Here is a 12,813-nt window from a genome sequence, read left to right as displayed (position 1 = left end):
CCCACCCTTCTGACAGTGAGGATGGGGACGAACGCCTCCCGGTGGGTCTGGGCCCGGCTCTGCCGGGACGGTAGGCCATCCTCCCCGCATACACGGGACGGAAGGCCGTCCTCCCCACCCACGCGGGCCGGTAGACCGTCCTCCCCGACCACGCGGGACAGTAGACCATCCTCCCCACCCACGCGGGACAGTAGGCCGTCCTCCCCGACCACGCGGGACAGTAGACCATCCTCCCCACCCACGCGGGACAGTAGGCCGTCCTCCCCGACCACGAAGGATTGGTTACCGCAGTACCCCACCAGACCGGCTCCGCCGCAGCTCCGGTCAAGCCCGTCGGATCCCGCTGCGACAAGGGACGGCACATACCCCCTGCGCCAAGCCGAACCAGGCATTGCCGAGCCCGACCACTCAGCCGCTCTTAATCACGTGGCGACAACATCGCCACATTTGCGACCCTTGCCCACGTGCAGGCCACGTTGACCGTCACCCCAGCGCAACTCCCTGACGTACTCCTCCACGTCGCCGTCGTACGCCCAGTCTTCCTATGGGGAGCCCCAGGCATCGGAAAGAGCTCCCTCGTTCGCTCGTTCGCCGAATCGCTCGGGCTCGATTGCGTCACCCTGCTCGGCACCCAGCTCGCGCCGGAAGACCTCATCGGCGTGCCGCAGATCGTCGGCGACCGCAGCAGGTTCGCCCCGCCGGAGGCGATCGCCAGGGAGGAGCCGTACTGCCTGTTTCTCGACGAGCTCAACGCCTCCTCCCCTGAGGTGCAGAAGGCCTTCTACTCGCTGATTCTCGACCGGCGCATCGGCACCTACGAACTGCCGGCGGGGTCCGTGGTGATCGGGGCGGGCAACCGGGCCACGGACAACGCGCTCGCAAGGCCGATGGCGTCCGCGCTGGTCAACCGTATGATCCACATTCATCTGCGGGCGGCGGTGGACGACTGGCTGAGCTGGGCGGCCGACAGTGGCATCCACCCGTGGATCGTCGACTACCTCGTGCAGCGCCCGGACCACCTCTGGAGCGCGCCGCCGAAGACGGAGGAGCCGTTCTCCACGCCCAGAGGGTGGCACATGCTGTCGGACGCCATGCACTCCTACGGCGACAGGCTCGACGACGACACGTTGGGCGTGCTCGCCTCCGGCACGCTCTCGACCTCACATGCCTCGGCCTTCCGCGCGTACGTCAAGACCGTGCGGCACTCCTACGACCTGGAGGCCGTCCTCAAGGGCGAGGCGGGCTGGCCGCGCGGCGCGGAGGACCGCGACCTGCTCTACTTCCTGTCCGAGACCCTCCGCGCCCGCCTGGTAAAGGGGCTGCCGAAGTCGAAGGAGCACGCCTCGCCCGCGGGGCGCCAGCTGGCGTTCCGGGCGAAGACGCTGCTCGTGGAGCTCGCGGAGATCTCGCTCGAATGCGCCCAGCTGGTGATCGCCACCGGCGACGACGGAGCGCCGGTCCTGCCCTCATGGTTCCTGGTCGAGGTGAGCCGCGACCTGCCACGCTTGGCCGCCGCAAGAAGCTGACACGAGAAGCAAGCGCGAGCAGAGGCGCGAAGCAGGCACAAGAAGCAGGCGCGAGAAGCAGCCGCGAGAAGCAGAGGCGAGAAGCTGACATGGGCGGGAAGAAGCCGAAGGTCGATCCGTGGCGCGAGGCGGTGCACAAGGGCTGGCGGCTGGCCGCGTCGCATCCCCTGCTCGGAACGCTCAGCACCTACCTGTACGCGGCGGAGGACGGCGAACTACCCACCGACCGGTGGGCCTACATCGCCCCGGACGGCACCGTGTACCACCACCCCCACCGGCGGGCAGAGCCGGCCGAATGGGCCTGGGTGTTCGCGCACTGCCTGCTGCACGCCGGGTTCGGCCATCTCGACCCGGACACGGCCGAGCCAGTGGACCTCGGGCCCGAGCGGATCCGCTGGGAGGAATCGTGGCGTTCCCCGAACCCCGCGTACCTCGCCGCCTGCTGCCTGGCCGTGGACAGGTTCCTCGCCACGGTCAAGGTCGGACGCCCGCCCGAGCCGCTACCGGTGTTCCCCTCGCAGGACGAGCGGACGCTGGCCCGCCTCTGGCAGACCTCCGGCGTCCCCGCCGAGTTCGACGTGCCCACCGGCCCCGACTTCTTCGTCGGCACGGCCGGGCAGGCCAGGTACCGCGACCACCAGCGGGCGTTCGCGATCGGGATCTCCGCCGCGGCCACCCAGGCGATCGACGAGGCCGGGGGCGTGCGAGGGTCGGTCCGGAGCACGGTCAAGAAACCCTGGGACGTGGCGCTCGGCTGGTTCATCTCGTCGTACCCCCTGCTGGGCGCCCTCGCCGCGGGCATGACGATCGTCGCGGACGCCGACCTCGCGCGGGGATGGGACATCTCGGTGGCCGCCGTCAACGCGCGGGCCGCGGAGATCTACGTCAACCCGCTGGTCGCCATGAAGACCGCTGAATGGCGGTTCGTCCTGGCTCACGAGATGCTGCACGCGGCGCTGCGCCATGGGGAGCGTGCGGAGTGGCGGGAGCCGTACCTCTGGAACGTCGCCTGCGACTACGTCGTCAACGGCTGGCTGGTGGAGATGGGCGTCGGCCAGCTGCCGGAGGGCGTGCTGCACGATCCGTCGTTGCGGGGGCTCTCCTGCGAGGCGGTCTACGACCGGATCGCGGGTGACCTGCGGCGGCTGCGGAAGCTTTCGACCCTGCGCGGCCGGGGGCGCGGCGACGTCCTCGGGGAGCCGCTGCCCCATCCCGGCGCCGCGGGCCGCTACGTGGATCTGGACGAGTACTACCGGAACGCGCTGGCCGCCGGCCTGGTCTACCACCGCGACAGCGGCCGGGGCGGGGTGCCCTTCCGCCTCGAACAGGAGATCCGTGCCCTCGACCAGCCGCCGCTGCCGTGGGACGCCGCCCTGGCCCGATGGTTCGACGAGCACGTCCCTGCGGTCGAGAAGCGCCGTTCCTACGCCCGGGCCTCCCGCCGCCAGTCGGCCACACCCGACATTCCGCGCCCCGGGTGGCTGCGGCCGGAGGAACTCGTCCGGCAGGCCACCTTCGGCGTCGTCCTGGACACCTCCGGGTCGATGGAGGCACGGCTGCTCGGCAAGGCGCTCGGCGCGATCGCCTCCTACGCGGTGGCCAGGGAGGTGGCCCAGGCCCGCATCGTGTTCTGCGACGCGGCCGCGTACGACGCGGGGTATCTCCCGGTCGAGGAGATCTCGGGCCGGGTACGCGTCCGGGGCCGGGGTGGCACGATCCTGCAACCCGGCATCAACCTGCTCGAACGCGCCGACGACTTCCCCAAGGACGGGCCGATCCTGGTCATCACCGACGGCGAATGCGATGTCGTACGAATCCGGCGCGAACACGCGTTCCTGATCCCCGCGGGCGCGTCCCTACCGTTCCGGCCCCGAGGTCCGGTCTTCCGGATGACGTCAGCGTGACAGCGCCTCGCAGACCGCCGTCGCCTCCCGTACGCCAAGGGTGATCGCGTCCGCGGCATGCCCTATCCAGGCCGATACCCCCTCCGGCGTCCCCTGAAGGTAGCCCCGCAACGCCTCCGCGTACCCCGCCCCAAGTTCGAGATGTCCCACTTCGACCACAGCGAGCGACTTCGGGTCCAGCCCGAACTCGACCAGGGTCAACCGCTCGGCGGCCCGCGCGACCACCCCGTCGGCCACCCCGAACGGCCGCAGCACCATCAACTCGGCATGCACGATCGCCGCGAGCACCATGGCGGGCGCCTTCGACGACGAAAGCAGGTCGACCAGGGACGACAGGCGTACCGCGCACTCGGCGGCGCTCGGGGCGGGGCCGAGGTCGAGAGGGTCGGAAAGGGTCGAATCGGTACGGGGACGGCCGGGTGCGGGGGTGAGATCGGCCGCCGCCAGGGTGTGCAGCCGGGCGAGAGCCTGCCGAGGCGCCTGCCGCCAGAGCCCGCCCAACCGCCCCAGCTCCGCCGAAACCCGAAGCGCCCCCTGGACCACCGGGTCCGTGATCTCGCCCTGCCGCAGCGACCCGAGGGGCACGTCGGCGCCCTCCAGCGCGGCCGACGCCCGAGCCCCACGCAAGGCGGACTCCGCCGACACCTCGGGGCTCCGCCGCCGCAGTACCCTGTGCCGGTAGAGCCGGTCGACGGCCTCCCTGGCGTTCTGTACGGCCTCCGGCGCCAGCTCCGCCACCGCGGACAACGGATCCTCGTTCACGCCCCGACCCTACCGACCCCGACAGGCCATTCAGCGATGAGGTCACACCGTTGAGCGCATCCCCATTTGACTCCCGCAACTCGGTCACATGTCATAAACACCCAGGAACCTTGTCGCTAACTGTGTCGGACTGGTGAAGTGGGCCCTGCAAGTAGGGCCCGTCGATGATCCAAAGGAGTGCCTGTGGCCGCCGAAACCCCTGGTAACCCGTCCCAGGAGACGTTGTCGAATCTGTTGCACGAGTCGCGGCGGTTCGAGCCCCCGGCCGAGCTGGCCGCCGGCGCCAATGTCACGGCGGCGGCGTACGAGGAGGCGAACGCGGACCGGCTGGCGTTCTGGGAGCAGGCGGCCGACCGGCTGACCTGGGCGGAGCGCTGGCACACCACGCTGGAGTGGAACGCGCCGTTCGCCAAGTGGTTCCTGGGCGGCACGCTCAACGTGGCCTACAACTGCGTGGACCGGCACGTCGAGGCCGGCAACGGCGAGAAGGTCGCCTACTACTGGGAGGGCGAGCCGGACGGCGACGAGCGCGTCATCACCTACGCGGACCTGCAGAAGGAGGTCGCCAAGGCGGCGAACGCGCTGACCGAGCTGGGCGTGCGGAAGGGCGACCGGGTCGCCATCTACATGCCGATGATCCCGGAGCTGCCGATCTCGCTGCTGGCCTGCGCGAGGATCGGCGCGATCCACTCGGTGGTGTTCGGCGGCTTCTCGGCGACCGCGCTGCGCAGCCGGATCGACGACGCCGACGCCAAACTGGTGATCACCGCGGACGGCGGCTACCGGCGGGGCGCGCCGAGCGCGCTGAAGCCGACCGTGGACGAGGCGATCCAGGACTGCCCGGGCGTGGAGCACGTGCTGGTGGTCCGCCGCACCGGCCAGGACGTGGCGGTCACCGAGCGGGACGTCTGGTGGCACGACCTGGTGGAGCGCCAGAGCGACCGGCACACCCCGGAGCCGCACGACGCCGAGGACCCCCTGTACATCCTGTACACCAGCGGCACCACCGGGAAGCCGAAGGGCATCCTGCACACCACGGGCGGCTACCTGACCCAGACGGCCTGGACCCACCACGCGGTCTTCGACCTCAAGCCGGACACCGACATCTACTGGTGCACCGCCGACATCGGCTGGGTGACCGGCCACTCCTACATCGTGTACGGCCCGCTCGCCAACGGCGCCACCAGCGTCCTCTACGAGGGCACCCCGGACACCCCGCACCGGGGCCGGTTCTGGGAGATCGTCCAGAAGTACGGGGTGACCATCCTGTACACGGCGCCCACCGCCATCCGTACCTTCATGAAGTGGGGCGACGACATCCCCGCCAAGTTCGACATGTCGTCGCTGCGGGTGCTCGGCTCGGTGGGTGAGCCGATCAACCCGGAGGCGTACGTCTGGTACCGGGAGCACATCGGCGGCGACCGCACCCCCGTGGTGGACACCTGGTGGCAGACCGAGACCGGGGCGATCATGATCAGCCCGCTGCCGGGGGTCACCGCAGGCAAGCCGGGCGCGGCCATGCGCCCGCTGCCGGGCATCAGCGCCGACGTGGTGGACGACCAGGCCCGGTCGGTGCCGAACGGCGGCGGCGGGTTCCTGGTGATCCGCGACCCGTGGCCGTCCATGCTCCGGACGATCTGGGGCGACGACCAGCGGTACAAGGACACCTACTGGTCCCGGTTCGACGGGTTCTACTTCCCCGGCGACGGCGCCAAGCGGGACGAGGACGGCGATCTCTGGCTGCTCGGCCGGGTGGACGACGTCATGCTGGTCTCCGGCCACAACATCTCCACCACCGAGGTGGAGAGCGCGCTGGTCAGCCACCCGAAGGTGGCCGAGGCGGCGGTGGTGGGCGCCACCGACCCGGTGACCGGGCAGGCGATCGTCTCCTTCGTGATCCTGCGCGGCAGCGCGGACGAGAGCGCCGACATCGCCAAGGAGTTGCGCGACCACGTGGCCAAGACGCTCGGCCCGATCGCCAAGCCGCGCCAGATCCTGGTCGTGCCCGAGCTCCCCAAGACCCGGTCCGGCAAGATCATGCGCCGCCTCCTCCGCGACGTGGCCGAGAACCGCAGCGTCGGTGACGTCACGACGCTGGCCGACAGCTCGGTGATGAACCTGATCGCGTCGAAACTCCCCTCCGCCGCCAGCGAGGACTAAATCACCATAAATCCGGAAAAATGGGCGCGTGGGCCGTTAAAGGCTCTCGCGCCCTACTCATCCCGAAGAAAGTTGGGTACAGACAGTAAGGATCTAATCGCGGACAGCAAGGGGAACCATGCGCAGCGCTGCCGGAATGTGGCCGCTCCGACCGACCGTCCGGTACGCGCGACAGGTGGCCGAAGCACTGCGCACCGAGACCCTCGGTGGCGTGATCATGCTGTTGGCCGCCGGCTTCGCCCTCATCTGGGCGAACTCCGCCTGGACCGGCGGCTACCAGGCCATCCGCGCCGCCGTCCCCGGCCCGCTGGGCCTGTCCCTGTACGAATGGTCCGCGAAGGGCCTCCTGGCCATCTTCTTCTTCGTGGCCGGCCTGGAGGTCAAGCGGGAGATCGTCCACGGGCAACTGTCCCGCTTCCGGGACGCCCTGCTCCCGGTGATCGCCGCGATCTGCGGCATCGTCGTCCCCGCGCTGGTCTACCTCCTGGTCAGCTGGGGCGCGCCGGGCGCGGCCAAGGGCTGGGCCATCCCCATCGCCACCGACCTCGCGTTCGCCCTGGCCGTGCTGGCGGTCACCGCCTCCACCCTGCCGGTGGCGCTGCGTGCCCTCCTGCTCACCATGGCCGTCGTGGACGACCTGGCGGCCGGCGTGGTGATCGCCGTCTTCCCCACCGAACGACTGGCGCTGGTCCCGCTCATCGCCGCCGCCGTCGTGCTGACGCTCTACTGGCTCTGCCAGCGCGCGGACCTGCGCGCCCCGCTGATCTACATCGTGCTCGGGGCCGGCGCCTGGATCCTGGTGTACGAAAGCGGGGTGCACCCCACCGTCGCCGGCCTGATGTGCGGCCTGCTCACCCGGGCGGACGGCGACCCCTCCAACGCCGACCGCGCCGCCCGCTACGTCCGCCCCATCTCGGCCGGGTTCGCGGTACCGGTCTTCGCCTTCTTCGCGGCGGGGGTGCCGCTCACCCTCCACGCCCTCGGCGGGGTGTTCACCGACCGCGCCGCGCTGGCCGTCATCGCCGCTCTGGTGGCCGGCAAGTTCCTGGGTGTCTTCGGAGGAGCCTGGTTGTCGGTCAGACTGGGAGTGGCAAGCCTCAGCGAGGAACTGTCCTGGCGGGACCTCGCGGCGGTCTCGGTGCTCGCCGGAGTCGGCTTCACGGTCTCCATGCTCATCGGGGGCAGGGCCTTCCCCGGCGACGACCGGATCATCACGGCCGTGCTGGTCGCGGGCGTGGTCGTGTCGGGGCTGGCCGCGGCGCTGCTCAGAACACGGGTGCGCGTGCGGGCACGAGATGATGTTGGATAGTCCCAGATAGGAGATCCCCGATGCCCGAGGACGAATCGCTCGGTGCGCTGGTCGCCCAGGCGAGCAACCACATATCGACCCTCGTGCGGTCCGAGATCGAGCTCGCCAAGTCCGAGCTCAAGTTCGACGCGCGCCGGGTCGGGGCGGCCGCCGGCCTGTTCGCCGCCGCCGCGTTCATCCTGCACCTGTGCCTGATCCTGGCCTCCTTCACGATCGCGTACGTGCTGGTCGAGACGGTGGGGTGGAGCCCGTGGCTGGCCTTCCTGGTGGTCACGTTGTTCTATCTGGCGCTGGCGGCGCTGCTGGGGTATGTCGGGATGCGGCGGCTGAAGGGGCTGGCGGGCTTCCGCCGTACCAAGCGGTCGTTGCAGACGATCAAGAACCCCGAGGTGCCGGAGATCACGGCGGTGGGCGGGGCATGAGGTGAAGACGTCGCGGGACGAGTCGCTGGTCCAGGTCGCGGGCCCGTGGACGCACCGCGCCGTGCACGCGGGGGGCACCCGGTTCCATGTGGTGGAGGCCGGAAGCGGGCCGCTGGTGCTGCTGCTCCACGGTTTCCCGCAGTTCTGGTGGACCTGGCGGCACCAGCTGGAGTCCCTGCCGAAGGCCGGTTACCGCACGGTCGCGGTGGATCTGCGGGGGTACGGCGCGAGCGACAAACCCCCACGCGGGTACGACCTGCCCACCCTGGCCGGGGACGCGGCCGGGCTGGTGCGCGCCCTCGGGGAGACCGGCGCGATCGTGGTCGGCCACGACTGGGGCGGCCTGCTGGCCTGGACCATGAGCGTGCTGGACCCCAAGGTGGTCCGGCGCCTGGTGGCCGTCTCCTCCGCCCATCCGCTCCGGCTGCGCGCGGCCATGCGGACCTTCGCCCAGCTGCGGGCCAGCCGCCACGGTCTGGCGTTCCAGGTTCCGATCATCCCTGAGCGGCGGCTGGTGGCCCATGACGGGCGGCGGGTCGGCCGGTTGCTGGAGCGGTGGTCCGGGCCGGAGTGGCCGTCCGAGGAGGTCGCCCGTACCTACCGGGACGTCTTCCAGATCCCCGGCACCGCGCACTGCGCGCTGGAGTACCACCGCTGGTTCGCCCGCTCCCAGCTCCGCCCGGACGGCCGCCGGTTCGCGCGCCAGATGCGCAGGCCCATCGAGGCGCCCACCCTCCAACTGCACGGGGCCCTGGACACCCGCATCCTGCCCAGGACCGCCCACGGCTCCGGCCGCTTCGTCTCCGCGCCCTACCGCTGGCACCTCATCGAGGGCGCCGGCCATTTCCCGCACGAGGAACGCCCGGCCGAGTTCGACGCCGAACTGATCTCCTGGCTCACCGATGCCTGATCGCGACCCGACTCCCGGCTCTCCGGTGCCTGACCACGACCCGACTCCTGGCTCTCCGCTGGCTGGCCGCGACCCGACTCCCGGCAGGCGCGACCGCGACCCCGCCGGCCGCCCCCGCAACGCGCGCCCCCGCGACGCCTACGGCCGCCCCCTCCCGCCTGGCAGCGCCGGCGTCCCCCGCATCCCCGACGACTACGCCCCCAGCGCCCAGGAAGCCATCCACGAGGCCGACCTCCTGCTCGCGGCCGGCCGCCCCTTCCACGCCCACGAGGTCTTCGAGGGCCGCTGGAAGTGCTGCCCCACCGAGGAACGCGACCTCTGGCAGGCCCTGGCCCAAATCTGCGTCGGCCTCACCCACCTCCAACGCGACAACCCCCGAGGCGCCACCGCCCTCCTCACCCGAGGCCGCACCAAACTCCACCAGTACACCCCCCGCCGCCCGTACGGAATGGACCTCGACGCCATCGAATCCGGCACCACCATCGAAGAAATCCGCCAGGCCCTACGCGCGGGATGAGCCGGGCTCGATCGCCCGGAGGAACTCTCCCATCGTGGACGAGGGGTTGTCGTTGGGAAACAGAGTCTGGTTTCTCTCGTGCCGCCTGATCAATGCGTCCGCACGTTTCGCCGCCACCGCTCGACGATCCATATACTGACGGGGATCGATGCGTTTGCCCGCACGACCGTCAAGTTTGCGACTCTTGCTTTCGGCCTCGTTGGTGGACAGGAAAGCCGACTGGTCCTCGTGGTGAAGTATCAGCCATAGCTCGAAGCAGGGATTGAGATGGCCAGGCGAATCTCATGTTGAGCGGCGAGGCGGACCGCCTGCGGAAGGTTTGGATGGTTCTTGGGCCATTCAACGTCGAACACACACCAGCATTCATCGACCTCCACCTCGCGCTTGCGGTCGATCGCACGCTTCACCAGGGTTAACGGAACTCCCTGGCCGGGGTCGATCTCAATATTGATCGATGTGTTGGCATGAATCTCGGGAAGGCGCTTCAGCCCATTGATGTAGTCGGGCTCGGACGCCTCACCTTCGCAGAAAATCACTATGGTCCTGCGCTCGGGACGGCTGGCCGTCCGGCGCCTGAGATCCTTCGCTTTCGTTCTTCGTGCCATTCCGATCAGCCGATCAGTCCGAGCGCACGCAGGAGTTCCGTGCGATCAGCGTCCGGCAGCGCCCCGAACCTGCCATGTAGATAGGCCCTTTCCAGGTTCTGTGACTTCCGGACACGCTCACCGGCGAACTCTGCCAGGGCGCCCAGCCTGGTGGTCCCGTCCGGCGCCTTCTCGGTCAGCCATACCTCGTCCCGGTTGAGGTGATTGAGCAGGCTGGTGTCATGGGACGTGAAGATCAGCTGCGCGCCCCGCGGATTGGTCAACGGATCGTGGAACAACCGGATCAGTTCCATGGACAACGTGGGATGCAGGCTCGCGTCCAGTTCGTCGAACAGCAGCAGGGAACCGGATCTCAGGGCTCCCAGAACGGGGCCGATCAATCGGTACCAGGTGCGTGTGCCTTCCGACTCGGCGCTGAATTCGAACGGCACTGTTTCCTGGGCGAGCCGGTGCACCAGGCGGACTCTGCGCCGCCGTGACGGGAGTGACGCGCCGCTGTCACTTCCCAGGTAGGGAATCTCGTCGACCACCACGTCGTCGATACCGAGATCAGCCAGCCGTAGTAAGGCCAGCGCCTGTGCCCGATCCGCTCGGGAATCGAGTTCCTCAAGGCCCGGCAGGGACAGTTGCTCATGGTCCGAATCATTTTCGAACCATCGGGTGGTCGCCAGGTGCGCACCGACGTCGCGGCGGCGTTTGTCATGGGACGTCAGCCCCAGCGTCTGGGTTGCGAGCAGGTTCCGGATGAAATCCGAAACCAAGGGCTCGTCAAATCTTCGCGCGATGGACAGTGCCAGCGACCGGGGGGTCAGCAACTCCCGTGTCCCCGAGAGATTGCCGAGTCCGCGCTGGAGCTTGAACTCGGAGCCGTCCCGCTCGAAAATTCGCCGTCTCTTCTTCTCCGGGTAGTGGAACAACGCCTCATAGACCACCTCACGCCGGTCGAGTTCGAGCAGATACTCGAAGCGCACGCCCGATATAACGGACTCGACGGCGAATTCGGAGGGTCGATGTTCACCCGCGGAAAAAGCGAACGGCTCGACCGGGATCTCGTCATCCCAGAAGCGCAGGGAGTCGCGTACCGCGGTTCGCAACCAAGTCAGCGCGGCGATGATATTGGATTTACCCGATGCGTTCGGGCCGAAGATCGCCGCCACGGGCAGCAGGCTCTCGCCGAGGTTCGGTATCGGGCGGGCCGCGTCCCGATCCCGATCAATGGCCACCATGGACAGCTCTACGGCATCGAGTATCGATCTGAAGTTCGCCACCTCGAAGCGGATCAGCACAGGGCATCCCCTTCCCGGGGGGCATCCTTCTACCGACGCCCGCACTGCCAGCATAGCCCCCGTTCCGTCAAAATCTAACGAGAATGCGCCTCTGTCTGCAGGAAGCATGCACCCACGTGGCTAGCGAGGGCGCAATCGTCCCAAGACCGCTCCAGATGCTTCATAGCGGATAAATGCCTTCAGACAGCTGCCAGGGACACGAACCTAGTCGCACTGCTGGGTGTCGACGCGGGCGACGGCGGCGCTGCCGTCCTCGGCGTCGGTGCGGACCTCTTCCGCGGTGAGGGCGTAGCCGGTGTCCTTCTGGTCGGTGGCGGCGGCGAAGATGACGCCGTAGACGCGGCCTTCCGGGGTGAGCAGGGGGCCGCCGGAGTTGCCGGGCTGGACCAGGCCGCGGATGGCGTAGACCTCGCGGTCGACCTTGTGGTCGTTGTAGATGTCGGAGGACTCGGCGCGCTGCTTCACCCGGATCCGGGCGGGTTTGATGGTGAAACCGTGGCCCTTGGGGAAGCCCGCGATGATCGCGTCGTCCTTGGACTGGGCGGTGATGTCGAACTTGAGGGGGGCGACGTCGAAGGAGGACACGTACAGGATGGCGATGTCGCGGTCGGGGTTGTAGAGCACGACGCGGGCCTGGTGCACGGTGCCGGTGTAGTCGGTGACCCGGAGCTCCTGGGTGACCCCGGCCACCACGTGCGCGTTGGTCATGATCCGGTGCGGGGCGTAGACGAAGCCGGTGCCCTCGATGCTCTTGCGGCAGCTGGGCGCGGTGCCCTGGACCTTGACGATGGCCCGCCGGGCGCGGACCAGCCGGGGGTCGTTGACGATGCTCTCGTCGGGGGCCGGCACGTCCACCACCTGGTGCCCGCCGATGGCGGTGAACACCTCGGGCCACTCGGAAGCGTCCACGAAGTCACGAAAACCGCGGGTCAGATCCTTCACCGCGGTCGGCATCGCCTGGTCCATGGACTTCAGTAAGAGCGAGTTGTTGACCTGCTGCCGCGGCAGGGTCAGGTTGGTGGAGATCAGCAGCGAGCCGATCAGCCAGGCGAAGACCAGCACCAGCAGTCCGCTGGCCAGCGAGCCGCCGCAGGCGTCCACCATCTTGGCGGAGTCCCAGGTGACGTGGCTGCGCACCACGGCGCCGATGGTGGAGGAGGCGAACTGCCCGATGGTGGCCGCCAAGAACACGATCACGATGGCCAGCAGGGCCTTCTCGGTGTCCCCGCTGACGATCGCCCCCGCGATGGGCGGCGCGATGAAGATCCCTACCAGGGCCCCGCCGATGAACCCGACGAAGCTGAAGGCGCCGATGATGAATCCCTGCCGGTAACCGGACACGGCGAAGGCCAGCACCAGGCCGATCAGGATGAGATCCAGCACATCGCCTTGCACGCCTGTATTCCACCCCT

The 12,813-nt window shown here is 69.1% G+C and carries 10 protein-coding genes and 1 pseudogene; 7 read left to right on the top strand and 4 right to left on the bottom strand.

Annotation, left to right across the window (positions count from 1 at the left end; all coding sequences use genetic code 11):
* The first annotated feature begins 464 nt into the window (after positions 1-464).
* Positions 465-1,526 carry an ATP-binding protein gene (locus tag KIP79_RS32230; RefSeq protein WP_214108726.1) on the top strand — a complete coding sequence of 354 codons (1,062 nt, stop codon included), beginning with the start codon at positions 465-467 and terminating at the stop codon, positions 1,524-1,526.
* An 89-nt stretch (positions 1,527-1,615) separates the two neighbouring features.
* Positions 1,616-3,430, top strand: a complete 1,815-nt coding sequence (locus KIP79_RS32225; protein ID WP_214108725.1) for a vWA domain-containing protein — start codon at positions 1,616-1,618, stop codon at positions 3,428-3,430.
* Here the strand turns inward: KIP79_RS32225 and KIP79_RS32220 are convergent.
* Positions 3,422-4,192, bottom strand: a complete 771-nt coding sequence (locus tag KIP79_RS32220; RefSeq protein WP_214108724.1) for a Fic family protein — start codon at positions 4,190-4,192, stop codon at positions 3,422-3,424. The genes KIP79_RS32225 and KIP79_RS32220 overlap by 9 nt on opposite strands.
* Before the next feature lie 183 nt (positions 4,193-4,375).
* Between KIP79_RS32220 and acs the strand changes: the two genes are divergently transcribed.
* The 5 genes from acs to KIP79_RS32195 all read left to right on the top strand — a co-directional run bounded on the left by acs (position 4,376) and on the right by KIP79_RS32195 (position 9,510).
* Positions 4,376-6,352 (top strand): acetate--CoA ligase, encoded by a 1,977-nt coding sequence (gene acs / locus KIP79_RS32215; protein ID WP_214108723.1) that lies wholly within the window; start codon positions 4,376-4,378, stop codon positions 6,350-6,352.
* A gap of 118 nt (positions 6,353-6,470) precedes the next feature.
* Complete coding sequence (gene nhaA, locus KIP79_RS32210) at positions 6,471-7,661, top strand: Na+/H+ antiporter NhaA (RefSeq protein ID WP_214108722.1); 1,191 nt, start codon at positions 6,471-6,473, stop codon at positions 7,659-7,661.
* 20 nt (positions 7,662-7,681) lie between these two features.
* Positions 7,682-8,083, top strand: a complete 402-nt coding sequence (locus KIP79_RS32205) for a phage holin family protein (RefSeq protein WP_214108721.1) — start codon at positions 7,682-7,684, stop codon at positions 8,081-8,083.
* A 1-nt stretch (position 8,084) separates the two neighbouring features.
* Complete coding sequence (locus tag KIP79_RS32200) at positions 8,085-8,993, top strand: alpha/beta fold hydrolase (protein WP_214108720.1); 909 nt, start codon at positions 8,085-8,087, stop codon at positions 8,991-8,993.
* On the top strand, positions 8,986-9,510 hold the full coding sequence (locus KIP79_RS32195) for a DUF309 domain-containing protein (RefSeq protein WP_214108719.1): 525 nt from the start codon (positions 8,986-8,988) through the stop codon (positions 9,508-9,510). The genes KIP79_RS32200 and KIP79_RS32195 overlap by 8 nt, the downstream gene beginning before the upstream one ends.
* Here KIP79_RS32195 and KIP79_RS50220 read toward each other — a convergent pair.
* The 3 genes and pseudogenes from KIP79_RS50220 to KIP79_RS32175 form a co-directional block, all read right to left on the bottom strand.
* Positions 9,496-10,115 (bottom strand): annotated as a pseudogene (locus KIP79_RS50220) (RloB family protein). The gene KIP79_RS32195 and the pseudogene KIP79_RS50220 overlap by 15 nt on opposite strands.
* 5 nt (positions 10,116-10,120) lie before the next feature.
* The gene (locus KIP79_RS32180) at positions 10,121-11,401 is read right to left on the bottom strand and encodes an AAA family ATPase (RefSeq protein WP_214108717.1); all 1,281 of its coding nucleotides are present in this window, start codon (positions 11,399-11,401) and stop codon (positions 10,121-10,123) included.
* A 204-nt stretch (positions 11,402-11,605) separates the two neighbouring features.
* Positions 11,606-12,796 (bottom strand): MarP family serine protease, encoded by a 1,191-nt coding sequence (locus tag KIP79_RS32175; RefSeq protein ID WP_214108716.1) that lies wholly within the window; start codon positions 12,794-12,796, stop codon positions 11,606-11,608.
* Positions 12,797-12,813: the final 17 nt, after the last annotated feature.

Source organism: Acrocarpospora catenulata, assembly GCF_018476525.1.
Classification (GTDB): domain Bacteria; phylum Actinomycetota; class Actinomycetes; order Streptosporangiales; family Streptosporangiaceae; genus Acrocarpospora; species Acrocarpospora catenulata.
This window is presented reverse-complemented; position numbering and strand designations above follow the sequence as displayed.

What these genes read in the sequence shown, in the direction of transcription:
- KIP79_RS32225 (WP_214108725.1), top strand. Translation starts at nt 1,616, where the DNA reads ATGGGCGGGAAGAAGCCGAAGGTCGATCCGTGGCGCGAGGCGGTGCAC.
- nhaA (WP_214108722.1), top strand. Translation starts at nt 6,471, where the DNA reads ATGCGCAGCGCTGCCGGAATGTGGCCGCTCCGACCGACCGTCCGGTAC.
- KIP79_RS32205 (WP_214108721.1), top strand. Translation starts at nt 7,682, where the DNA reads ATGCCCGAGGACGAATCGCTCGGTGCGCTGGTCGCCCAGGCGAGCAAC.
- KIP79_RS32195 (WP_214108719.1), top strand. Translation starts at nt 8,986, where the DNA reads ATGCCTGATCGCGACCCGACTCCCGGCTCTCCGGTGCCTGACCACGAC.